At 63.2% G+C, this 22,447-nt stretch carries 19 protein-coding genes; 12 read left to right on the forward strand and 7 right to left on the reverse strand.

Annotated elements, in window-relative coordinates; all coding sequences use genetic code 11:
• Positions 1-6 precede the first annotated feature (6 nt).
• Both aguB and V0U35_RS03525 read left to right on the forward strand, forming a co-directional pair.
• Positions 7-855 (forward strand): N-carbamoylputrescine amidase, encoded by an 849-nt coding sequence (gene aguB / locus V0U35_RS03520; protein WP_330195270.1) that lies wholly within the window; start codon positions 7-9, stop codon positions 853-855.
• Positions 852-2,402 carry a GNAT family N-acetyltransferase gene (locus tag V0U35_RS03525; protein ID WP_330195271.1) on the forward strand — a complete coding sequence of 517 codons (1,551 nt, stop codon included), beginning with the start codon at positions 852-854 and terminating at the stop codon, positions 2,400-2,402. Before aguB ends, V0U35_RS03525 begins: the two co-directional genes overlap by 4 nt.
• On the opposite strand, the gene V0U35_RS03530 is transcribed toward V0U35_RS03525, so the two are convergent.
• Positions 2,399-2,599 (reverse strand): hypothetical protein, encoded by a 201-nt coding sequence (locus V0U35_RS03530; RefSeq protein ID WP_330195272.1) that lies wholly within the window; start codon positions 2,597-2,599, stop codon positions 2,399-2,401. The genes V0U35_RS03525 and V0U35_RS03530 overlap by 4 nt on opposite strands.
• A gap of 221 nt (positions 2,600-2,820) precedes the next feature.
• On the opposite strand from V0U35_RS03530, the gene V0U35_RS03535 reads away from it, so the two are divergent.
• From V0U35_RS03535 to V0U35_RS03545, 3 genes are all read left to right on the forward strand, one after another.
• Positions 2,821-3,411: a hypothetical protein gene (locus V0U35_RS03535; protein WP_330195273.1), complete on the forward strand. Its 591-nt coding sequence runs from the start codon at positions 2,821-2,823 to the stop codon at positions 3,409-3,411.
• Between the two features lie 78 nt (positions 3,412-3,489).
• Positions 3,490-4,059 carry a type 1 glutamine amidotransferase domain-containing protein gene (locus V0U35_RS03540; RefSeq protein WP_330195274.1) on the forward strand — a complete coding sequence of 190 codons (570 nt, stop codon included), beginning with the start codon at positions 3,490-3,492 and terminating at the stop codon, positions 4,057-4,059.
• A 165-nt stretch (positions 4,060-4,224) separates the two neighbouring features.
• Entirely contained in the window at positions 4,225-4,392 is a 168-nt protein-coding gene (locus V0U35_RS03545; RefSeq protein ID WP_330195275.1) for a hypothetical protein, read from the forward strand.
• Here V0U35_RS03545 and V0U35_RS03550 read toward each other — a convergent pair.
• Both V0U35_RS03550 and V0U35_RS03555 read right to left on the reverse strand, forming a co-directional pair.
• Positions 4,389-5,039, reverse strand: a complete 651-nt coding sequence (locus V0U35_RS03550; RefSeq protein WP_330195276.1) for a MarC family protein — start codon at positions 5,037-5,039, stop codon at positions 4,389-4,391. The two genes, V0U35_RS03545 and V0U35_RS03550, sit on opposite strands and share 4 nt — an antisense overlap.
• 79 nt (positions 5,040-5,118) lie before the next feature.
• Positions 5,119-6,441 (reverse strand): APC family permease, encoded by a 1,323-nt coding sequence (locus tag V0U35_RS03555; RefSeq protein ID WP_330195277.1) that lies wholly within the window; start codon positions 6,439-6,441, stop codon positions 5,119-5,121.
• A gap of 118 nt (positions 6,442-6,559) precedes the next feature.
• Here V0U35_RS03555 and V0U35_RS03560 point away from each other — a divergent pair, with 118 nt between their 5' ends.
• Both V0U35_RS03560 and V0U35_RS03565 read left to right on the forward strand, forming a co-directional pair.
• Positions 6,560-6,829 carry a toxin HicA gene (locus V0U35_RS03560; RefSeq protein ID WP_373696347.1) on the forward strand — a complete coding sequence of 90 codons (270 nt, stop codon included), beginning with the start codon at positions 6,560-6,562 and terminating at the stop codon, positions 6,827-6,829.
• Positions 6,822-7,148, forward strand: a complete 327-nt coding sequence (locus V0U35_RS03565; RefSeq protein WP_330195279.1) for a type II toxin-antitoxin system HicB family antitoxin — start codon at positions 6,822-6,824, stop codon at positions 7,146-7,148. Before V0U35_RS03560 ends, V0U35_RS03565 begins: the two co-directional genes overlap by 8 nt.
• A gap of 487 nt (positions 7,149-7,635) precedes the next feature.
• Here V0U35_RS03565 and V0U35_RS03570 read toward each other — a convergent pair whose 3' ends face one another.
• Together V0U35_RS03570 and V0U35_RS03575 are read right to left on the reverse strand one after the other, a co-directional pair.
• On the reverse strand, positions 7,636-8,715 hold the full coding sequence (locus V0U35_RS03570) for an aromatic ring-hydroxylating oxygenase subunit alpha (RefSeq protein ID WP_330195280.1): 1,080 nt from the start codon (positions 8,713-8,715) through the stop codon (positions 7,636-7,638).
• A 45-nt stretch (positions 8,716-8,760) separates the two neighbouring features.
• Positions 8,761-10,215: a DEAD/DEAH box helicase gene (locus V0U35_RS03575; RefSeq protein WP_330195281.1), complete on the reverse strand. Its 1,455-nt coding sequence runs from the start codon at positions 10,213-10,215 to the stop codon at positions 8,761-8,763.
• 318 nt (positions 10,216-10,533) lie between these two features.
• On the opposite strand from V0U35_RS03575, the gene V0U35_RS03580 reads away from it, so the two are divergent.
• The 3 genes from V0U35_RS03580 to V0U35_RS03590 all read left to right on the forward strand — a co-directional run bounded on the left by V0U35_RS03580 (position 10,534) and on the right by V0U35_RS03590 (position 13,304).
• A complete protein-coding gene (locus V0U35_RS03580) occupies positions 10,534-11,334 on the forward strand; it encodes a DUF1206 domain-containing protein (protein ID WP_330195282.1) in 801 nt (266 codons plus the stop codon).
• A 63-nt stretch (positions 11,335-11,397) separates the two neighbouring features.
• On the forward strand, positions 11,398-13,002 hold the full coding sequence (locus tag V0U35_RS03585; protein ID WP_330195283.1) for a peptide ABC transporter substrate-binding protein: 1,605 nt from the start codon (positions 11,398-11,400) through the stop codon (positions 13,000-13,002).
• The gene (locus V0U35_RS03590; RefSeq protein ID WP_330195284.1) at positions 12,999-13,304 is read left to right on the forward strand and encodes a DUF1244 domain-containing protein; all 306 of its coding nucleotides are present in this window, start codon (positions 12,999-13,001) and stop codon (positions 13,302-13,304) included. Before V0U35_RS03585 ends, V0U35_RS03590 begins: the two co-directional genes overlap by 4 nt.
• Positions 13,305-13,841: 537 nt before the next feature.
• Here the strand turns inward: V0U35_RS03590 and V0U35_RS03595 are convergent.
• The gene (locus V0U35_RS03595; protein WP_330195285.1) at positions 13,842-14,888 is read right to left on the reverse strand and encodes a 1,9-bis(guanidino)-5-aza-nonane synthase; all 1,047 of its coding nucleotides are present in this window, start codon (positions 14,886-14,888) and stop codon (positions 13,842-13,844) included.
• 3 nt (positions 14,889-14,891) lie between these two features.
• The gene (locus V0U35_RS03600; RefSeq protein WP_330195286.1) at positions 14,892-16,136 is read right to left on the reverse strand and encodes a type III PLP-dependent enzyme; all 1,245 of its coding nucleotides are present in this window, start codon (positions 16,134-16,136) and stop codon (positions 14,892-14,894) included.
• 671 nt (positions 16,137-16,807) lie between these two features.
• On the opposite strand from V0U35_RS03600, the gene V0U35_RS03605 reads away from it, so the two are divergent.
• The gene (locus V0U35_RS03605) at positions 16,808-19,609 is read left to right on the forward strand and encodes a beta-helix domain-containing protein (RefSeq protein ID WP_330195287.1); all 2,802 of its coding nucleotides are present in this window, start codon (positions 16,808-16,810) and stop codon (positions 19,607-19,609) included.
• Positions 19,610-19,691: 82 nt separating this feature from the next.
• Positions 19,692-22,277 carry a TonB-dependent receptor domain-containing protein gene (locus V0U35_RS03610; protein WP_330195288.1) on the forward strand — a complete coding sequence of 862 codons (2,586 nt, stop codon included), beginning with the start codon at positions 19,692-19,694 and terminating at the stop codon, positions 22,275-22,277.
• The last annotated feature ends 170 nt before the right edge of the window (positions 22,278-22,447 follow it).

Consider the following 22,447-nt stretch of genomic DNA (forward strand, 5'->3'; position numbering starts at 1 on the left):
ATCAACATGGCGACGGGAACGATTACCGCCGCGGCTCTCCAGGCCGCGTTCGGTGCCGATATGGATGCCAATATCGCGACCGTGAAGCGATTGGTGCGCGATGCGGCGGCGCAGGGCGCACAAGTCATCCTTCCGCCCGAACTCTTCCAGGGCCCGTATTTCTGCAAGACACAGGAAGAAGACTGGTTCGCCCAAGCCTATCCGGCGATGGAGCATCCGTGCGTGACCGCGCTTCAACCGCTTGCTGCGGAACTCGGGGTCGCCATCCCGGTATCCATTTTCGAGCGTGACGGCCCGCGTTACTACAACTCACTCGTCATGCTCGATGCGGACGGGAAGGCGCTGGGCGTCTACCGCAAGAGCCACATTCCCGACGGTCCGGGCTATCAGGAGAAATACTATTTCCGCCCCGGTGACACCGGCTTCAAGGTCTGGACGACCCGTTTCGGGCGGGTTGGTGTCGGCATCTGCTGGGACCAGTGGTTCCCGGAAACCGCGCGCGCCATGGCGCTGCAGGGCGCGGAAATCCTGATGTATCCGACCGCGATCGGGTCTGAACCCCACGACTCCAGTCTCGACACGGCGGCGCGCTGGCGCCGGGCCATGCAGGGCCACGCGGTGTCCAATGTGATGCCCGTGGTCGCGGCCAACCGGTACGGTGACGAAGACGGGCAGCGCTTTTACGGCACATCCTTCATCTGCGACCACGCCGGCGACATCAAGGGTGAGCTGGGGCGCGAGGACGAGGGCGTGATCGTCGCCGAGTTTGACCGGGGATTCCTGGATCGCCACCGCGCCGCCTGGGGGTTTTTCCGTGACCGGCGGCCCGACCTCTATGGTCCGTATTTCTCATGACCGCGAAAAACTCCCCGCCGAGCCTGACCATCCGCGATGCGACGCAGGATGATATCGACAACATCATCGCGCTCCAGAAGCGCGCCTATCCCGGACTGGAACCGGACTCCCCGGCGATGATCCGCGGGCGTCTCGCCCGGTTCCCGGAAGGTCAGATTGTCATTGAAATGGATGGCGAGATAGCCGGCTGGTGTTCGAGCTTCATGGTCGACGAAGCGTCCGCTTTTGCCGAAGACCAGACGCTGGATCGGATCACCGGGCATGGCTATGGCGCGCGGCACGACCCCAATGGGGACTGGCTCTATGGTGCCGAGGTGGCCGTTGATCCCAATGTTCGCCGGATCCGCATCGGTCAGCGTCTGTACGATGCGCGCCGCCGTCTGTGCGAGGAGCTGGAACTCAAAGGCATCGTCTTTGGCGGGCGTCTGCCGTCGCTGAAGCGCCGCGTCCGGCAGTACGGCACACCCGAAGACTATCTCGACGCCATTCGCGAGAAGAAGGTGCGCGACCCGGTTGCCTCATTCCAGATGCGCATGGGGTTCGAGCCGGTCCGCATTCTGCGGGATTATTATCCCGAGGACCGCGATTCACTCGGTCACGCCATCCTGATGAAATGGCTCAATCCGGCCTATCCGGCCGAGGAGCGGGCCTCGAAATGGCGGCCCGAGCCGAATTCGGTGCGGGTCGCGGCGGTCCAGTTCCAGATGCGCGCGGTCGCGACACTCGAAGAGTTCGAGCACAATGTGGAATACTTCGTCGAAGTCTGCTCGGATTACCGGGCCGATTTCTGCGTCTTCCCGGAAATGTTCACTGTCGCCCTGCTGGCGCTGGAAAAGAAGAAGCTGACGCCGGCGGAATCCATCGCCGCGCTGTCGCGCCATACGCCCTGGTTCCTGAAATTCATGAGCGCGCTGGCCGTTGGCTACAATATCAACATCATCGGCGGCTCTCATCCGACCCGGACCGATGATGGCGAGATCCAGAATGTCGCCTATGTCTTCCTGCGCGACGGCTCGGTCCATGCCCAGGAAAAGATCCACCCGACGCCCAACGAGCGTTTCTGGTGGAATATCAAGGGCGGCGATGCGGTCCGGGCGATCCCGACCGATTGCGGGCCGATCGGCATTCTCATCTGCTATGACGCGGAATTCCCCGAACTCGCCCGCCGCCTGACCGACGAGGGTGCACGCATCCTTTTTGCGCCCTACGCCACAGACGACCGGACCGGGCACCTCCGGGTGCGTTATTGCGCCCATGCCCGGGCCATCGAGAACCAGGTCTATGTCGTCACCGCCGGGAATGTCGGCAACCTGCCGGGCGTCGAAAACATGGACGTCAACTACGCCGAAAGCGCGGTCATCACGCCGTGCGATTTCCCGTTCGCGCGGGATGGACTGGCGGCAGTGGCGACCGAGAATGTCGAGACCATCGCCGTCGCTGATCTGCGCATGGACGATATCGCGTCAGCGCGCCATTCGGGCACGGTCCGCAATCTCAACGACCGGCGGTTTGATCTCTACAAGGTGACGTGGTCAGACCGCAGCTAGGCGGTCTCGGAGGCATCGTCAGAGCCCGGATTGCGGGCCAGCGCTATCAGTAGCGCGAAGGCAACCGCGAGACCGGCGGTGGGCCAGGTGAAGGCGATGGCCTGGTCAATCGCGCCTTGCGAGAAGGCGTAGGCGCTGGCACCGAAGCCAAGGGCCATCAGCGCGAAACCCGTAAGCGTGAAGACAATCCGAAACATCTGGCCTGTCCGTAAATCGACCGGGCAACCCTAACCGATAATCCCTAAGATTCATTTGCCGTGTGGCGTGATTGGGGCCGGGGGCAGGCGGAACAGGGGTTTTACTATCTCCGGCCTCCGTGCGTTCCACCGACATTCGGCATGCATATTCCTGCTCGTTGACTCACCAAACTTTATAAATCAAAGTAATTTTAGTCGAAGCTGAACCAGGAGAATCTCACATGAGCCGAGCGGGCGATCGCATTCATTTCATCATTCGCGCTGCCGGAGCTGCCGTGGCTCTGGCCGCGCTTGTTGCCGGTAGCCATGCGGCCTCGGCCCAGGCCGAGGGAACGGCACCGCCTGGCATTGACCGGCCCGCCGATGCGCTCGACTTCCTGGTAGGCGAATGGGAAGGAACGGGCTGGGCGTTGGGGCCGAATGGCCGGAGGGGCGAATTTGCCGTTTCCGAGTCCATCCGGTCCCGCGCCGGCGGTCATGGCGTGACTTTCGAAGGCCGCGGGACGGCGGCAATTGGCCCCAATGGCGAGACCCGCACAGTCCATGACGCCTTTGCGCTGATCTGGGCCGAGCCGGACGGCGGATACGGCATGCGCACCGTGGTGATGCAGGGCCATACGCTGGAAGTCGTTCCGGAAATCTCTGAAAACCGGATCGTCTGGGGGTTCGAGGCCGGGCCTATGGGCGAGACGCGCTATACCAGCACGGTCACGGACGGGGTCTGGCACGAGGTGGGCGAACGCCGCATGCCCGGCGAGACCGACTGGACGGTCTTCCTCGAGATGACACTGGAGCGGACCGCCGCGCCCTGAACTGCGACCGGCCGGAACGGACGGGCGGGGGGAGCGTTGTCGAACTATCCCGATAACACAGACACAAGGAACTCCCCCATGTCCCGCGAGATTACCGGCAAAACCGTTGCCATTCTGGCCGCCGACGGCTTTGAGGAAAGCGAACTCTTTTCGCCGAAAGAGGCAATCGAGGCCGCTGGCGGCGAAGCCATCATCGTGTCGTTCCAGGAAGGCGAGATCGAGGCCAACCGGCACCGCGAGAAAGGCAAGGCGATCCGCGTCGACCGGACGCTGGAGGATGCCCACGCCTCGGATTTCGATGCGCTGGTGGTTCCCGGCGGTCTGTTTTCGCCGGACGCGCTGCGGGTGAAGTCCGAGGCGACGGGATTTGTCCAGAGCTTCTTCGAGCAGAAAAAGCCGGTCGCCTCGATTTGTCACGGCCCGCAGGTGCTGATCGATGCAGGTGTGGTCTCCGGCCGGACAATGACGGCCATCGAGAACATCCGCGGCGATCTAGAAAATGCCGGGGCGAATGTCGTGGACGAGGCGGTCGTGGTCGATGACGGCCTGGTGACGAGCCGCAACCCGGACGATCTTCCGCAATTCTGCGCCAAGCTGGTCGAGGAAATCTGCGAAGGCAAACATGCCGCGCAAGCCCGCTCAGCCTAGACAGGACGAAACCGAATGGAGGGGCGGTGCCGGGCGACCGGTGCCGCCCCTTTCTTATGCGGGACGGCGGTGACGCATTCCCGCGGGATCGAGTGCGGCAGAATTCCCCGCGCTCAGGTCCGCGCCGGCATGGTATGGACTTCTCCACGAAACAGGAGAAATTCCATGAGCGAACGCAAAATCTCCATCGAGCAACACAGCGGCATTGGCCTCGCCTGGATTGGCGGCTGGCTGTTCTCGATCGGCTATCTTGAGCTGGGCTTCTGGCAGGGGCTGCTCGGTCTCCTGGTCTGGCCCTATTTCATGGGCACGCACTTTGTTCCGGCCGGCTAGAGCAGCGCGCCGGAAATCCCGTCGAAGATGAACTGCGCGGCGAGCGCGGCGAGGATCACGCCGAGAATCCGGGTGATCATCGCGGCCAGCGTGTCGCCCATGATGCGCATCAGCGGACCGACGGCGAGGAACAGAATGAGGCAGACGATCAGGTTGACGGCAAGGCCGGCAAGAATGGTCGCCTGACCGATCAGCGTGCCGCCATCGCCGGACATGAACAGCATGATCGAGGCGATTGCGCCCGGACCGGCGAGCATCGGAATCGCCATGGGGAAGACCGAGATGTCCTCGTGCGAGCCGGGATCGGCCACTTCTTCCTCGGCAAGCTTTTCGGCGCGCTCCTCGCGGCGCTCGGTGCGCTTTTCAAAAATCATGTCGAGCGCGAGAAGGAAAAGCAGAACCCCGCCCGCCGCGCGGAAGGCGTCGAGGCTGATATGCAGCGCGCCCAGCAGCCATTCCCCGCCATAGGCAAAGGCGAGCAGGACGACCGTGGCGATCAGGATCGACTTGATCGCCATCTTGCGCCGGTGCGCGGCGGTGGAGCCTTCGGTCAGACCGGCAAAGATCGGCGCAACGCCGATCGGATCGATGACGACGAAGAAAGTCACGAAGCTGGCAGTCAGGAGGGCGATGTCGATGGCGGGCATGGCAGTCATTCCGGTTTGAGTAGGCCTCGCCGATACCACGGGCACTGGCCCATGGCGACACCGCGTTAAGGCAGGGTGGCTATGCGCCGGCGGGGGTGCCTGATCGGCTTCCCCAGTAAAACACCGGCACGCCCAGCGCGACGAGGACGAGACCCCAGGCGAGGACTTCCAGCCCCGAGCCGAAGATGGCGAATGCTGCATAGAGGCCGGCCAGCGCGGCGAGCGCGGCCCAGCCCTTGGCGGATTTCCAGGAATGGCGGATTTCGGCCGCGACCGAGATGAAGAGCGGGGCGAGGACGGCGAGCGTGCTCATCATCAACAGGAAAGTGAAGGCCCCGACGAGGCCACGCGAATAGTTGAGGACCAGCACGATGGAGCCGAGCGTCGACGCCGCGATCAGCGCGACATAGGGTCCGCCGCCGGGCGTCACGCGGGCGAGGACTTTCGGGGCCAGCCTGTCGAGCGCGACCGCCATCGGGATCTGCCCGCTGGCAAAGACATTGCCGTTGAGGCTGCCGGCGGTCGACACGAGGGCACCGATGGCGATCAGGTGCGGACCCCAGCTGCCAAGGCCCCGGGCCGCCTCGGCGAAGGGCGAGGTCGACTCAACGAGGATTTCGGCGGGAACCAGCATCATCACGGCGGCGGTCGCGGCGAGATAGATGAGCGTCACGGTGATGGTGCCGATGATGACGGCGCGCGGAATGGTTTTCTCCGGGTTTTTCACACTGCCGGCAGGCAGGGTTCCCGCTTCGAGGCCGGCAAAGGCCCACATGGTCAGAAGGGCCGTTGCGGCCAGTACGTGGATGAAGGGCTCTCCGGTCGGGTTGGGCGCGGGGAGATTGTCCGGCGATCCCGCCACTGTGCCGAGGCCTATGATCACGAAGAGCGGGATGAGTTTGAGGACGGTCATGGCGATCTGGACCAGGCCGGCCTCTTTCAGCCCCGCAATATTCACCAGCGTCAGTGTCCAGATCAGCGCCAGCGCGACTCCGGCCTGACCCATGGGTGAGTTGGCCAGCGGCGGGATGAAGACCGTCAGATAGCCGACAAAGGCAATCGCGATGGCCGGGACGGCGATCCAGAGTGAGGCCCAATAGCCCCAGGCCACCAGGAAGCCCGGCAAATCACCGAACGCGTCATGGGCAAAGATATAGGGGCCGCCGGTGCGCCGCGTGCGCGAGGCGAGACGGCCCAGCACCAGCGCCAGCAGGATCGAACCCGCCCCCGTCAGCATCCATCCGGCGAAACTCATCAGGCCATAAGGGGCGAGGACGGCGGGCAGGAGGAAGACGCCGGAGCCGATCATGACCCCGACGGTCAGTGACCAGCAGGTCCAGAAACCCAGCACGCGCTTTTGCGGGCCAAGCACTGGCCCGGTCCCGGTGTCGATGCCGGCCATGATTCCCCCTTTAGCGTGACCGATGATGTCGCTACCGGTGTCGCACAGATTGCGCCGAGCCCACAGATTATTCTCGCGGGCACTTGATCAGTATCAATAATAGCACTAGATTGACGATGTGGCGGCGATGGACAAAATCCTGAAGCAGATGATGGCGGCACCCCAGAATGTGCGCTTTTCCGACCTCGTCGCCGTCTGCAAACACCACTTTGGCGAACCTCGCCAGCAAGGAACAAGTCATCACGTTTACAAAACGCCGTGGCCTGGCGACCCGCGGGTCAACATTCAGAATGGCAAGAACGGCAAGGCGAAACCCTATCAGGTGAAACAGGTGCTCGCCGCGATCAAGAAGCTAAGGGAACAGCGCAAGGAGACGGACGATGGTTGACCATAAGCAATATACCTACCGGGTGATCTGGTCCGAAGACGACGGAGAATTCGTCGCTCTCTGCGCGGAGTTCCCCAGCCTGTCCTTCCTGGCCCCGGAACAATCAGCGGCGCTCGAAGGGCTCGTTGACCTCGTCCGTGATGTGGTGGCCGACATGGCCGCGAATGGCGAAACCGTTCCAGCCCCCCTGACCGGGAAACGCTATAGCGGGAAATTCCAGGTGAGGGTGCCGCCGGAGCAGCATCGCAGCCTGGCGATCAAGGCGGCAGAACAGGGCATCAGCCTGAACCGGCTGGTTTCATCAATGTTGAGCGTGTAGGGGCACGGCGAAAGTGCGTCAGCGGCTAAATGTTTGGATGTTTTCTGTTTGAAGTTATCTCAGTCGTTCGTTTCATTGTTTGTATTAATGATTTTCGACCAGCTCTGAAAATCTGATATCTCAAAGTATTTCATTATTAAGCGATTTGTTTTTTTGTAATCGATTATGATTTTGGTGTTTTTTTGATCTAATTGTTTTCGAAACTCCTTATTTTTTCTTGCAGATATGTATATAAATAAGTATAAATAAGAGATAGTTTCCATATTGTAATTCAATTTAGTTATATCGCTATAATGAAGGTTCAAGAATTGTTGAGCGTCTTTCCACCTTTCAAGTTCCAAGTTTGCGTGAAAACGGGCGACGCTTAGTAAGGTATTATATTTAAAATCAAACTCAAAATTTTCAGATTCTTTCAAGAACGGCAATGGCCCGAATTTCTTATAAAGAGATAACAGGTTCTCGAATTTCTTTTTTTGCGTATTGAAAATCACGTACATATCTCACGTATAATTTTGCTGGCAGAATGGCATTCTCTCAAAAGATTCTGCCAATGCCACAGCGCGGCTTCCTGCGTTGGCGACAGGCGGCCGGGCGTGTAGACGCCCGACGCCAGAGCGCGCTGGACCTGTTCGCAAATGGTGCAGTCCTCCTCCTGCACTTCGGCGGAAAAGGTATCGTCGGCTTCGGCGCGGGCCTCGACACCCGGCGCGTAGTAGAAATCGAACTCGACCTTGCAGCGGTCCGGCCCGTCGGGAACGACGCGGTTGGTCTGCAACCGTCCGGGCAGGATGTTCAGCATCGTGTTCGGCCAGACGAAGACATAGAGCGCGTCGCCCGCAGAATAGGGGCCGGTATCGTCGCCCACCGGCGAGCGCTGGATCGAGGTCCAGTCGTCGAGCGTCACCTCATAGGTCGTGCAGTCGAGAAGGCTGTCCAGTGCCGGGTGAACCGACGGCACGTGATAGCTCTCCAGATAATTGTCGACATAGACTTTCCAGTTGCAGGCGACCTCGTAAACATGGGCGTGGTGATGGGCCATCGCCTCCAGCCCGCAATTGACGATGCGGGCATCGAGCGGGCCGATGACAGTGTCAAAATCCGGTCCGCCGGTTCCGGCGCGCGCGAAGACGAGGCCGCGCCATTCGCGCACCTCGACCGGGTAAAGCGCAATGCCGTCGCGGGTGAAGCCTTCGGCCTCCTGCATCTCCGGCGCGACGCGAAGCTCGCCGTCGAGATTATAGATCCAGCCGTGATAGGCGCAGCGCAGCCGTTTCGCGCCCTTGCCATCGCACGTCGCCAGCGGCCCGGCGCGGTGGCGGCAGACATTGAAAAACCCGTTGAGGCGGCCTTCGTCATTGCGCACGATCAGGACCGGCTTGCCGGCAATGTCGCGCACGATGTGGTCGCCCGGATCGCGCACCGCGCTGGCGGGTGCGATCACCTGCCAGCCGGGTGCAAGAATGTGTTCGAGATCAAAGGCGAGCCGGTCGGCCCCCAGATAATAGTCTGCGGGCAGGGCGCTCGCGTTACGCAGGTCGGGCGGTAAGGGGGGCGTACGGTCGTCCATGCCCGGACGCTAGGCGCGCCCGGGGCCTTGAGCAAGACTTCTGGACTAGGACGCGCTTGCGCCGGCACCGCCGGATGCCTTGCGGCGGCGGTTGCGGCGGCGCTTGGAGGCTCCGCCGCGCGATCCGCCATCGGCGAGCATGCGGGCGAGCCCAGCCTCGGCGCTCTCGCTTCCACCTTGCCCGCCCTGACCGCCTTGCGGACGGGCCGGACGGCGGTTTTGACCGTTGCGGGCCTGGCCATTGCGGTTCTGGGCGTTCTGGTTCTGGGCATTCCGATTTTGGCCGCCCCGGCCGGAGGGGCGTTTTTTCTTCTTCGCCGGTTTCAGGGCGTAGTCGGGCGTGTCGGCGGCCTCTTTGGGCGCCGACAGCGCCTCGCCCTCATATTGGCGGACCGGCAGGCGGTATCCGATCAGCTTCTCGATATCGCGCAGGAGCGGGCGCTCTTCGCCATCACAAAATGCGATCGCCACACCGGTTTCACCGGCACGCGCCGTCCGGCCGATCCGGTGGACATAGGATTCAGGCACGTTCGGCAGGTCGAAATTGATGACGTGGCTGACGCCCTCGATATCGATGCCGCGCGCGGCAATGTCGGTAGCGATCAGCGTCGTCACCTTGCCGGTCTTGAAATTCTCCAGCGTGCGTTCGCGCTGGTTCTGGCTCTTGTTGCCGTGAATGGCCGCGGCGCTGATGCCGGCCTGGCCGAGCTTCTTCACGATCTTGTCCGCGCCGTGCTTGGTGCGCGAGAAGACGATGGCGCGGTCCATGTCCGGCACGCTGAGCGCGGCGGCGAGGGCGGGCAGTTTCTGTGCGCGGTCGACCATGACGACTGACTGGTCGATGGCCTCGATCGGGCGGGACACCGGCGCGACGGAAATCTCTTCCGGGTTGGTCAGGAAGTCCTGCGCCAGGGCGCGGATCTGTTTCGGCATGGTCGCCGAGAGGAGCGCCGTCTGGCGCTGTTTCGGCAGGGCCTGCAGGATGCGGCGGATGGCCGGCAGGAAGCCGAGGTCCATCATCTGGTCGGCTTCGTCGAGGACGACGGTTTTGGTGAAATCGAGCCGGATCGATCCGCTGCCCATCAGGTCGAGCAGGCGGCCGGGCGTGGCGACGAGGAAGTCGGCGCCGCGCGCCATGGCGCGGACCTGCGGTCCGGGCTTCACACCGCCCATGACGACGGCAACACGCGGCAGGACCAGGCGGCCATAGGTTTCAATGCTTTCGGCGATCTGCAAGGCGAGTTCGCGCGTCGGGGCGAGGATGAGCGCCGTGCAGCACTTGCCCGGAGCCTGCTTGCCGTCGGTGTGTACCTTGTGCAGGAGCGGCAGGGTAAAGGCCGCCGTCTTGCCGGTTCCGGTCTGGGCGGTCCCCAGGATGTCGCGGCCCGACAGCATGGCCGGGATCACGGCGGACTGGATCGGCGTCGGCGTCGTATAGCCTTCTTCGGTGACGGCGCGGAGGATGGGCTCGGCGAGGCCGAGCTGGGAAAACTGTTTCAAGTCAAACACTTTCATATGCGCGCGCAGGGCAGGGACGGCGTCATGCCGGACCCCCGCGCGCTGCGGTTTTTCAAAATAGGGAGCTTGCGTAGACCAGCCGCCTGATGGGCGCGCCCGCTGAGATGCGGTCGCTATGGCTTACGGCAAAGGTCGGAAATGAGCCGATGCTCGGTCGTACCGGCCGCTGGTGAGGAAACCTCACCTTCTACGCGCGGCGCTTGAAGACGAGCGCTCCCTTCCATGTTCAGCGGCAAATGGCAAGCGAATTCGCAGAGGCTTCGCGCGGGAACTGGCCCGCCCGCGCGGCGTTTAGAGCGGGTGAGTCATCCGTTTCGCTCCTCGACCCTGTTTGCCACGGCCGCCCGGACCGGCCTGTCGGCGCGTGCTGTCGTCTACTGGCTCGTGGCCGGGCTGATGGTGCGCGCGGCCTGGCGTCCTGGCGCGGACGAAGAAGGATATTCGCCCGGGGACGTGTTCCGGAGCCTGGAGACCCAACCTGCCGGACAAGCCGTACTGCTTGCCATCGGAGCCGGGCTCCTGGTCTATGCGGTCTGGCGCTTCCTGCAGGCCGGGTTCGACGTCCGTGAAAAAGGCGATGACGCGACAGGGATACTGGCCCGGATCGGCATGGTCATGTCCGGTCTGAGCTATGCCGGTGTGGGTGTGGCCGCCATCGCCGTGACCTTCGGCCGGAACCGGGACGGCGGCGCCGGGGCAACCGAAACCATCGCCCACTTCCTCCTGGGCCAGCCGTTCGGCCGGTTTGCCGTGGCGCTGCTGGGGCTGTCACTTCTGGGGATTGGCGGTGCCCAGCTCTGGCGCGCCATCACCGAGCGCTGGCGGCGCGCGCTGGAACTGAACGGCTGGCGAACCCGTCTGGTGCCGGTCATCAATCTGGCGATCGGCGGGCGCGGCCTGTTGTTCGGGCTGGTCGGCCTGTTTCTGCTTCTCGGTGCATGGACCCAGGATCCCGATGATGTGCGCGGACTTTCGGCATCGCTGGGCTGGCTGCGCGACCAGCCCTTCGGGTTCTGGCTCTATGCGGGTGGAGCCTTTGTGATCGGGGGGTATGGGGTCTATTCCGCGACTCAGGCGCGGTGTCTGAAGTTCGATTGCTGAGCGAAGGAAAAAATTCAGACCTCGCGCTTTACCAATCGGTCAATCGGGACCGGGGAGGGTGCCATGTCCATCAAATTTCACGCGGTCATCACGATTGCGGCGCTGACGCTGACCGCCTGCAGTGGCGGGCCGTCCAGCGAAGACGACGCCGGGACTTTGCACCGGGGCAACCGGCTCGAGCCGCTGACGCTTGACCCGCATGTCGCCATCATCATGGACGAGCGCACCATCGTGGCTGACATGTTTGCCGGGCTTTACGAGCCGGGACCGGACGCGCGCCCGCGGCTGGCGCTGGCCGAAAGCGCGGATGTGTCCGATGACGGTCTCGTCTGGACCTTCCACCTGCGCGACGCGAACTGGTCGGACGGACGCCCGATCACGGCGGACGATGTAGTGTTCGGGCTTCAACGCGCACTGGATCCGTTGACCCGCAACCAGTATCCGTCCCCGCTCTTCATGATCGCCAATGCCGAGGCCGCCGCGGCTGGCGAGGTTGCCGTCAGCGAAGTCGGCGCGGCCGCGATCGACGACCGCACGGTCGAAGTCCGGCTGAACTATCCCGCCCCCTATCTGCCCTCGGTGCTGATGTATTGGGGCCAGCCGGTGCCGCGCCATGTGGTCGAGGAGTATGGCGACGCCTGGATCCGGGCCGAGAATATCGTCGTCAGCGGTGCCTTCCGCCTCGTCGAATGGCGGTCGAGCGATTTCATCCACCTGACCGCCAATCCCGAATTCTTCGACGCGGCGAATGTCTGTCTGGAGAATGTCTATTTCTACCCGACGGTGGACACGTCGGCGGCAGAGCGGCGGGTGCGCAATGGCGAGCTCGACCTCAATGTCGAATTCTCGGGCACCAATATGGGCTTCCTGCGCGAGCGCCATGCCGGGACCGTCGAGATCGGACCGGGCCTTTATATCCGCGACATCACCTTCAACACGGCCCGTGCGCCTTTTGACGATGCGCGCGTGCGCCGGGCGCTGTCGATGGCGATCGACCGCCGCTTTATCGCCGATGAAGTGCTGGCCGGGGCCGATGACCCGCTCTTCCGCCTCGTGCCCGAGGGTATCAATGGACGTCTCGACGGGCCGCGCCTGAATTTCGCCGATCAGGACATGACCGCGCGCCGGGAGGAAGCCGCGCGGCTTTTGACCGACGCCGGGTTCGGGCCGGACAATCCGTTCGAAGTCGTGCTCGCCTACCAGCCCGCGGCGGGCTGGCCCCGCATTGCGCCCGTGGTCCAGCAGGATTGGGCCATGATCGCGCCCTGGGTCAGCGCGATCGTCGAAGTCCGGGATTCCCAGATCCACTATGACGCGATGCGCGCGGGTGATTTCGAAGCGGCGACCTCGGCCTGGGTACCCGATTTTGACGACCCCTACGCCTATCTGCTGCAGTATGAGAGCCGGGCTGGGGAGGTGAATTACAGCCGCTGGAGCCATCCGGAATACGACCGGATCGTCGCCGAGGCGCTGGGCACCGCCGACGTCGCGGTGCGCGCGCAGATGCTGGCCGAGGCCGAACAGATTTTCCTCGACAACGCGCCGACCGCGCCCATCTTTGTCGAAAGCACCAAGCAGCTGGTTGGCGAACGGGTCGAGGGCTGGGTCACCAATCCGTTCTCGATCAATCCGAGCCGCTGGCTGTGCGTCAGGAGCGAAACCGAATGAAACACGATGAGCTGAGCCCCGCCGAACAGGACGCGCTCGATGCCGCCGCTTTTCGCCAATTGCTGGCCCATCTCGGGCGGCGGACCGATGTGCAGAATATCGATCTGATGATCCTTGCGGACTTCTGCCGCAACTGCCTGTCGAAATGGTATCGCGCGGCCGCCGAAGAGCGCGGGCTGGATGTTAGCGACGATGACGCGCGGGAACGCGTCTACGGCATGCCTTACGCCGACTGGAAAGCGCAATTCCAGACCCCCGCGACGCCGGAACAACTCGCGGCGATGGAAGGACGAAAAAGGTAGGGCTGGCCTCCCATCCTTCGAGGCCCGCTATCGCGGGCACCTCAGGATGAGGGTTATGAATTGTACGAACCTTCCTCGTGCTGAGGCGCTGCGAAGCAGCCTCGAAGCACGCAGATCAGCCCAGCCCTGATTAAAAATGCCGTTTCCCCGACGAAAGTCGGGGTCCAGTTCTAACCCTCCTGGGTCCCGGCTTCCGCCGGGAAAACAAGATGAGGAAAAGGCTCAAAATGGGCCCGTGGATCCAAGTCCAAGAGCCGAAATTCCAATCCCTGCGTCATGCCCCGATTTATTCGGGGCATCCTTCGCCGATGAGATCACCCGCACAAGGCGGGTGATGACGCGTAAATTTCCTCCTCTCCCTGGAGGGAGAGGTGCCGAGCGAATGCGAGGCGAAGAGGGTGGGAAACGCAAAGGTTGGCCGCTACCCACCCCTTCCGGCCCTTCGGGCCACCTTCCCCATCAAGGGGAAGGACATAGTTGGATCGTATTCCCGGAAAGCAATCGGCCCCGGAACAGTGTCCGGGGCCGTGAGAGCGCTTAGTCCTCGAACATGTCCGCGTAGCGGTGGCGGGGGCGTTTTTTCCATGCGCCGCGATGGTAGACGTCGGAAACGATGATCGGCGCGACCGAGGAGGCTTCCGCGAAGACCATCTGTTCGAGCGCGACATCGACCTTGCCCCACGAGCAGGCCTCTTTCAGCGTCGAGGACGAGCAGGCGCCGTCGCGCACGTCGGCAACGGTGATCTGGACCGCATAGGCGTGCATCGGCACGTCATGGCCGAGGATTTCCGCGCAGACGACCGTGTCCTGGGCAAAATTCTTCGGCACGCCGCCACCGACCATGAACAGGCCCGTCGTGCCGGCCTTGATCTTGATGTCGGTCAGTTCGCGGAAGTCGGCCACGGAGTCGATGGAGACATAGGGCTTGCCCGCCTTCATGCGCTCGACCTGGTGACGCACGAGGCCGAAACCGGCCGAGGAGTCTGAAAAGGCCGGGCAGAAGATCGGTACGCCCTGCTCGTAGCATTCCTGCACGAGAGAGCCTTCCTTTTTCGCGCCGCCTTCGGAGAGCCACTTGCCCATCGCCTTGATGAAAGAGCGTGAGGAGCGCGGACCAGGTTCGAGCGAATCGGTGATGTCGCCGATCGTGTGGTCGCAGGCCTGAAGCTCTTCCTCGTCGATATAGGTGTCGTAGATGCGGTCGATATAGAGATCGCGCAGCACCCGGTCGTCGGGGATTTCGCCCGCCTGGTAGTGCTTGAAGCCGAGGGCTTCGAAAAAGTCCATGTCGACGATGGACGCGCCGGTCGAGACGATGGCGTCGACCATGTTGTTGCGGACCATGTCGCGCCAGACATGCATGCAGCCGCCGGCCGAGGTGGACCCGGCGAGGGTGAGGATCACCGAACAGTCGGGATCGGCCACGGCCTGTTGCAGGATGCGCGCGGCCCGGGCGGCATCGCGCGAGGTGAAGGACATCTTCTCCCACGCATCGATGATCACCCGCCCGTCAAAGGACGCGATGTCGATATGCTCGACCGGATTGGCGAGCAGCTTGGCCTTTTCATTAGAACGCTGGGTCAATTTCTAGCGTCTCCGCATACGAGTCTTGCGCCGCTTGGCGCGGGGGAAAGCCACCACGGAGCTGGCAGCCGCCGGTTCGTGTTCGGGCTTCGCGTCATAAAGGCTCGGCCACGGGAAGTCACGGACGGCGGCGGTCTCGACCGCCCCGAACCCGTTGAACGGGGTGACCATGGCTGTACCGTACGCGCCGAGCATGCCGATCTCGATCCAGTCGCCTTCGCGCACGTCCGAGGGAAGGTCATACGGGCCAGGCATGGAATCGATGGAATCACAGGTCGGGCCGAAGAGACGAAAGGGCGAGCCTTCCGGACCATCGATCCTGACCTCGCCATCCTCGCGCCAGACGCGCATCGGGAAGGGCCATTTGGCATGGGCCGCGTCAAAGAGGCAGCCATAGGCCCCGTCATTGAGATAAAGGGCGTCACCCTTGCGCAGCTCGACCCGGGTGAGGACCGAACAGGCCTCGGCGACCAGCGCCCGGCCCGGCTCGCACCAGAGGTCGGCGTTTTCCAGAACCATCATCTCCTCGAACGCCTCTTCAATGGCATTGACGTAGGAGATCATGGGCGGCGGGGTCAGGCCCGGATAGATGGACGGGAAGCCGCCACCGACATCGACGATATCGACGGTGACGCCCGCGCGCACGATGAGGCGGCTCGCCTCCATCATCGCGGCGCGATAGGCCATCGGGTCCATGCACTGGCTGCCGACATGGAAGCTGACACCCAGCTCCTCGGCATTGGCGCGGGCCTTGCGGATCAGTTCGGGCGCATCAAATGCGCTCGCGCCGAACTTGCCGGCCAGCGCCATGACAGCCCCGGCATTCGACACCGCCAGGCGGATGATGAGCGTCAGGTCGCGCGCGCCTTGCGTCTCGGCGACGATCTTGGCGAGCTCGTCCTCGCAGTCGAGCGCGAAAATCCGCACGCCATAATCGAAATAGGCGCGGCGGATGGCTTCACGGCTCTTGACCGGATGCAGGAAGGCCAGCGTCGCACCGGGACAGCGTTCGGAGACGAGCGCGATCTCGGGCAGCGAGGCGACATCGAAAAAGCGAATGCCGGCCGCATACAGCCCGTCAATCACCCAGGGCGACGGATTGGCTTTGACGGCGTAGAGCGTTTCGCCGGAGAAATGTTCCTGGAACCAGCGGGCCGCTACGGCAAGACGGTCAGGCCGCGCACAGGCGACAGGACCCTCTGAAGGCCGACGGCGGACCAGGTCCAGGGGCGTGTGGTACGTGTCCAACGCACGAGACCCCCTGTTAAGGCAATTAACCCAATCCGGCTTCGTCACCTCCGCCGGGAAAAGCGGATTTAGGGCCGGCGGGCGCGGCTGTAAAGTGAAAAAACGCAAGGGTCCGAACGGGGTTCCCCAAGGCTTTCCAGCCGCCGGTCAGGACAGGGCCGTCCGCTGGCCCTGTCCATGCCTTTTCTAGCGAAACACATGCCGATTGTGAAAGCCACCGGGGGACGTCCCGCGTCGCGGCGCTGTCCGGCGGGAATGATCGGCGGGATTCGCGCCCTGCCGCTCCGGGGCTGAAAACGTGCTGCGATGCGGCAAATGTCCGGAGACGGAATTTCGGCCCGAACGAATTCAAGACACTAGGCCATTTGTGACAGGATTTTCGCGGTTCCTTCACGGCCCCGTCGCCTGTTGGATTCAAAAAATTCACAACTCTTAACCGGCCCGTGCCGCAACAAGCACATCTAAATATAAGCTAATAAATACAATATGATATGCGGAATACAATTCGCCTGAAACGGGAAATTCCGCGAGCCCGATTGTCGAAAGCAGTTACCGCGCTCCGGGCGTCACAGGCCTGTTGCAAATCTCCGTTCTTTTCCGCGCCGATTGGCCGGACCCGTCTGCGGGATTTTCCGGTCTTCCTTGATGTGGACTCGAGCGGGGGATCCCTGATGTCGTTCAATACGCTTTTCCGAAACCTCTTTCTGGCGGGCGCGGCCTGCGCGGCTCTGGGGGCCTGTACCCAGGGTTCCGATATCGCCTCGCCGGGCACGACCAATCCGGGCACGCCTCCGGGCGGCGGCGGTGGTGGCGGCGGCGGGAATGGTGGCACCGCCACCTGCCCGACCGGTTTCACCACGGGCACGGCGGTCGGCAACACGACGACCTGCCTGATCTCCGGCGCGATCCTCACCAATCTGAACCTGCCGCAAGTTGACGGTATCGCCTACCGCATCCAGGGCCGGGTCGATATCGGTTCGGATATCGGCGCAGACGGCAATGCCGCCGGCGGAACCGCCGCGCGCCTGACCATCGCACCGGGCGTTACCCTCTACGGGGAAAGCGGTGCCGACTACATCGTCGTGAACCGCGGCTCGCAGCTGGAAGCCGACGGCACCCAGGCCTCGCCGATCATCTTCACCAGCGCCGACGACATCGCGCGCCGGGCCGACAACGACCCGACCAATGACGATGGCGGTGACAATATCTCCGAGTGGGGCGGCCTCGTCATCCTTGGCCAGGCCCCGATCAACCGTTGCCGCGACGCGGCGACGCCGGGCACGGTCGATTGCGAGAACATCGTCGAAGGTGTGACCAATCCGGACGCGCTTTATGGTGGCAACGACACCGCCGACAATTCGGGTATACTGCGCTACGTCCAGGTCCGGTTCGCCGGCTTCGCGATCAACACGCAGGGCAATGAGCTCAACGGCATCACCTTCGCCGGTGTTGGCAACGGTACGACGGTCGAAAACGTCCAAGTCCACAACAATTCCGACGACGGCGTCGAATTCTTCGGCGGCAACGTCAATGTCCGGAACCTGGTCCTGACCGGCAACGACGACGACTCGATCGACACCGACAATGGCTACCAGGGCAATATCCAGTACGCCATCGTGGTCCAGCGCAATGCCGGCGGCGACAACATCGTTGAAGCCTCTTCGGCGGCTCCGGGCGTGACCCCGCTGTCGAACGCGCAAATCTCCAACTTCACCTTCATTGCCCGCTCGGGTGGCGGTAACGGTTTCCGCCTGAACACAGGTACGGTCGGCCGCTACGTCAACGGCGTGCTCTTCGAACAGGGCGATGAATGCTTCCGCTACCAGGACTCCGCTGGTAACGGCACGCCGGGCTACCAGGGCATCGGTCAGGACCCGAGCTTTGACTCGGTGCTGTTTGACTGCGCCGCCGGTCTGGCGACCGCGAACTCCGAAGCGGGCACGGCAGAGGCTGCCGTTGCGGGTGGTACGAACAATCTGCAAGCCAGCAACTCTCTGGCGGCCCGGTTCTTCCCGGGCCCGGTTGAAGCCGGTGTGACGGCGTTCGACCCGACCACGCTCAACCCCTTCTTCCAGCAGACCTCCTATATCGGTGCCTTCGGCCCGAACGAGACCGAGACCCAGAACTGGGCCGCGGGCTGGACGTTTGCCCTCTTCGCCGATCCGGTTTGCCCGACAGGGACGACCGACTCCGGCTTCGAGATCAACGATGTCACGGTCTGCCGCCTGTCCGGCATCGTGACCTCGGACATCCGTCTGACGCGCGGCAATTTCTACGAGCTCGACGGCCGGGTGGATATCGGCGTCGACGTGGGTGCCGACGGCAATGCCCAGGGCGGGGATCCGGCTTCGATCACGATCGAATCGGGTGTGACGATCTTCGGTGACAGCGGTCAGGACTATCTGGTCGTGAACCGCGGCTCGCAGATCTTCTCCAACGGTACGAGCGCCAATCCGGTGATCTTCACCTCGGAGAATGACGTGACCAACGCAGCCGGTGACCGCACCAATGCGATCAGCGAGTGGGGTGGCCTGGTCATCCTCGGCCGTGCGCCGATCAACCGGTGCCGCGATGCGGCGACGCCGGGTACGGCGGCCTGCGAGAACATCGTCGAAGGCGTGACCAATCCGGACGCGCTCTATGGCGGTGGCATCACGGGCGACTCCAGCGGCTCGATGACCTTCACCCGCGTGCAGTTCGCCGGTTTCGCGATCAACACGCAGGGCAATGAGCTCAACGGCATCACCTTCGGGGGCGTCGGCAACGGCACCACGGCCGAGAATATCCAGGTGCACAACAACTCTGACGATGGCGTCGAATTCTTCGGCGGCAACGTCAATGTCCGCAACCTGGTCCTGACCGGCAACGACGACGACTCCATCGACACCGATAATGGCTACCAGGGGAACATCCAGTTCGCCATCGTGGTCCAGCGTGATGCCGGCGGCGACAACATCGTCGAAGCCTCGTCGGCCGCTCCGGGTGTGACCCCGCTGTCGAACGCAAACGTCGCCAACTTCACCTTCGTGGCCCGCTCGGGCGGCGGTAACGGCTTCCGCCTGAACACCGGTACGGTCGGCCGCTACGTCAACGGCGTGCTGTTCGAGCAGGGTGATGAATGCTTCCGTTACCAGGACTCCGCGGGTAACGGCACGGCCGGCTACCAGGGCGTCGGTCAGGACCCGAGCTTTGACTCGGTGCTGTTCGACTGCACCGCCGGTCTGGCGACCGCGAACTCTGAAGCGGGCACGGCAGAGGCTGCCGTTGCAGGTGGCACGAACAATGTCACCGGTGCGAACTCGCTGTCCGGGACCTTCATCAACGGTGCCAACGAGACGGCGGTCACGGCGTTCGACGTGACGACGCTCGACCCCTGGTTCCAGGCGACCACTTACGCCGGTGCGGTCCAGAACAACGCCGACCGCTGGTGGGCTGGATGGAGCTGCGGCCTGGAAGCCTCGAGCCCCTGCTAACGCGATGGCGGGCCGGCCCCCCTAACCGGGGTCCGGCCTTCCCGTCCCGTCTCACCGAATTCCAGATCAAAGGTTGAAAGCCATGAAACCCGTCACTTCCCTAAGCGGAGTGCTGCTCGCGACGACCATGCTGTTCTCGACAGCCCCCGCGTTCGCGCAGGACGCGGAAGTCGCGGCCGAAGAGACCGGCGACACGATCGTCGTCCGCGGCCGCTTTATTCCCGAACCGCAACGCCAGACCGCGCAGGTCGCCAGCTTCGTCACCCCCGAAGACCTCTTGCGGTCCGGCGACGACAACGCGGCGATCGCCCTGACACGCCTCAGCGGCCTGTCCATCGTGGACGGGCGGTTTGCCTATGTCCGCGGTCTGGGCGATCGCTACTCTGCTGCGCTCCTCAACGGATCGCCGCTGCCCAGCCCGGAGCCGCTGCGCCGGACCGTGCCGCTCGATCTCTTCCCGTCCGACACGCTGGACCGTATCTCGGTCCAGAAGACCTATTCGGCGAATTACTCAGCCGAATTCGGTGGCGGTCTGATCGACCTGCGTACGCTACGCCGCCCGCTGGAAGACTTCCTCAACCTGTCGGTCAGCACCGGTTTCAACACCGAGACCACGGGTGAAGACGGCCTCTTCCACTACGGGTCCGACCAGGACTGGACCGGTTATGACGATGGGCTCCGTGATCTGCCGGCGCCGCTTCAGGCGCTGGTCAACAGCCGCACGACGCTGAGCAGCCAGACCGACGCCCAGATCGAGGCGGCCGGTGAGGCGCTCGTCAATTCGCCGCTGTCGGTCATCCAGACCGGAGAGCTGCGTCCGAACGGGTCCTTCGGGATCGATGGTGGCATGGCGCTCAATGCCGGCGATTTCGAGATCGGAATCATCGGTGCTGCCGGTTACAGTCAGGGCTGGGAAACGCAGCGCGCGACCCGTCAGTTCGTCCTGGGTGACGTGATCGGTAACGATTTCCGTACCACGGAAACGTCCCTGAACATCACCACCAATGCGCTGGGATCGATCTCGGCCGACAATGGCGACCACCTCTTCCAGCTGACCGGTTTCTACGTCCACAACACGTCGAAAGAGAGCCAGATCGACACCGGGCGCGACTTCAACGCCCAGGGCGCGACCGGTGAAATCTACGACGAATCGACGGGCTGGTACGAGCGCGAGCTCGGCATGCTCCAGCTGGCCGGTGAGCACACGTTCGGCAATCTCGAGTTCACCTGGCGCGGTTCCGCCGCCCGGGCGACCCGCGATGCGCCGTACGAGCGGTCACTGCGCCGCTATGTCGATGCGACGGGCCAGATTTCATACGAGGTCGCGAACAGCTACAATGTGCGCTTCTCCGATCTCACCGACGATCTGACGAATGCCGGTGCGGAGCTGCAATACACATTCGATTTTGCCGATGGCCGGGAAGTCGTGCTGATGGCCGGTGCCGACGCGTCGCGCACCGAGCGTGAGTACAACTTCCTCGCCTTCCGCTTCGCAGGCGGGAACTCGCTGCCGCAGGACGTGCGGGTCGCTCGTCCGGACTTCCTGTTCGGGCCGGACAATATCGATCCGAACCGCTTCGTGCTGCAGGAGATCACCACCCCGAACGACAGCTATACGGCGAGCCTTGATGTCGACGCCTTCTTCGTTCAGGCGGACTTCGACATCACCTCCTTCATCCGCGCCACCGCCGGTTTGCGCTACGAGGATGCGACCCAGACGGTCCAGACCTTTGACCGGTTCGGCAATCTCGGTGCCGGTGCCGTGGGCCTGAACAATGACTATGTTCTGCCCGCGCTGACCTTCACCTGGAATTTCGCGGACGATCTTCAGCTGCGCCTCGGGTATTCGGAAACGATTGCCCGTCCGCAGTTCCGCGAGCTGGCCCTGTCGGCCTTCTTCGATCCGGAATCGGAACGCATCTACCGGGGCAATAACGGTCTCGTCGACACCACGATGCGCAATTTCGACGCCCGTCTCGAATACTATATGGGCCGCGACCAGTTCGTGACCGTCGCCGGTTTCTACAAGGAGCTGGAAAACCCGATTGAAGAGGTCCAGTTCTCGACCTCGACCTTCGTGTTCGAGTCCACCTTCATCAACTCGCCGGAAGCCGTCGTGTCCGGTGCCGAGATCGAATACCGGACCTATTTCCAGATGCCGTTCGAGGCGGCCTTCTTCCGGGACCGCGACTGGCGCTTCTCGATCAACTACACCTACACGGCAACCGAGGTGCAGGCCTCGCCGACCGACATGATCTACGATCCGGTCACGCGATCCCTGCGCAGCGCGGCCTTCTTCAACCTTGATGGGTCCGAGCTTCAGGGCTCGCCGGAAAACATCGTCAACGCCCAGTTCGGCTGGGAAAGCGATGATGACCAGCTGACGCTCCTGCTCAACTGGGTCGACGAGCGCATCCTGCAACGGGGTCTCAGCCAGCCGGGCGCGGCCCTGCCGGACGTGATCGAGGATCCGGGCATCCAGCTGGACGTCAACTACCGCCGTGATTTCACTTTTGAGGGTCAGGATTTCACTGTCGCGATCAGCGGCCGGAACCTGCTCCAGGAAGCGCACAGCGAATTTCAGCGCAATCCCACGATCGGGATCACGGACTTCAATACCTATGACCGGGGCACAACCGCCTCGATCAGCCTGACGACGCACTTCTAGAAGACCGGGCGTTGACCGGGGCCGGGGGCTTTTCAGCCTCCGGCTCCGGACCCGTCTTTCCGGGTGCGCGGCTCGCCCGGGCGCTGTCACAGAAGTGACGCGCAGTCTTCACAGAGCTGAAACCGCGGCGTCATCGAAACGACTTTGCACCGTCATAATTTCCGGCCCGG

The organism is Hyphobacterium marinum, from assembly GCF_036330325.1.
GTDB classification, from domain to species: Bacteria; Pseudomonadota; Alphaproteobacteria; order Caulobacterales; family Maricaulaceae; genus Hyphobacterium; species Hyphobacterium marinum.

Coding starts and splice junctions, on each gene's coding strand:
- V0U35_RS03565 (WP_330195279.1), top strand. CDS start 6,822: ATGGTTGACCATAAGCAATATACCTACCGGGTGATCTGGTCCGAAGAC.
- V0U35_RS03550 (WP_330195276.1), bottom strand. CDS start 5,039: ATGCCCGCCATCGACATCGCCCTCCTGACTGCCAGCTTCGTGACTTTC.
- V0U35_RS03525 (WP_330195271.1), top strand. CDS start 852: ATGACCGCGAAAAACTCCCCGCCGAGCCTGACCATCCGCGATGCGACG.
- V0U35_RS03545 (WP_330195275.1), top strand. CDS start 4,225: ATGAGCGAACGCAAAATCTCCATCGAGCAACACAGCGGCATTGGCCTC.
- V0U35_RS03555 (WP_330195277.1), bottom strand. CDS start 6,441: ATGGCCGGCATCGACACCGGGACCGGGCCAGTGCTTGGCCCGCAAAAG.
- V0U35_RS03590 (WP_330195284.1), top strand. CDS start 12,999: ATGAAACACGATGAGCTGAGCCCCGCCGAACAGGACGCGCTCGATGCC.
- V0U35_RS03585 (WP_330195283.1), top strand. CDS start 11,398: ATGTCCATCAAATTTCACGCGGTCATCACGATTGCGGCGCTGACGCTG.
- V0U35_RS03570 (WP_330195280.1), bottom strand. CDS start 8,715: ATGGACGACCGTACGCCCCCCTTACCGCCCGACCTGCGTAACGCGAGC.
- V0U35_RS03605 (WP_330195287.1), top strand. CDS start 16,808: ATGTCGTTCAATACGCTTTTCCGAAACCTCTTTCTGGCGGGCGCGGCC.
- V0U35_RS03530 (WP_330195272.1), bottom strand. CDS start 2,599: ATGTTTCGGATTGTCTTCACGCTTACGGGTTTCGCGCTGATGGCCCTT.
- V0U35_RS03610 (WP_330195288.1), top strand. CDS start 19,692: ATGAAACCCGTCACTTCCCTAAGCGGAGTGCTGCTCGCGACGACCATG.
- V0U35_RS03540 (WP_330195274.1), top strand. CDS start 3,490: ATGTCCCGCGAGATTACCGGCAAAACCGTTGCCATTCTGGCCGCCGAC.
- aguB (WP_330195270.1), top strand. CDS start 7: ATGGCGACGGGAACGATTACCGCCGCGGCTCTCCAGGCCGCGTTCGGT.
- V0U35_RS03535 (WP_330195273.1), top strand. CDS start 2,821: ATGAGCCGAGCGGGCGATCGCATTCATTTCATCATTCGCGCTGCCGGA.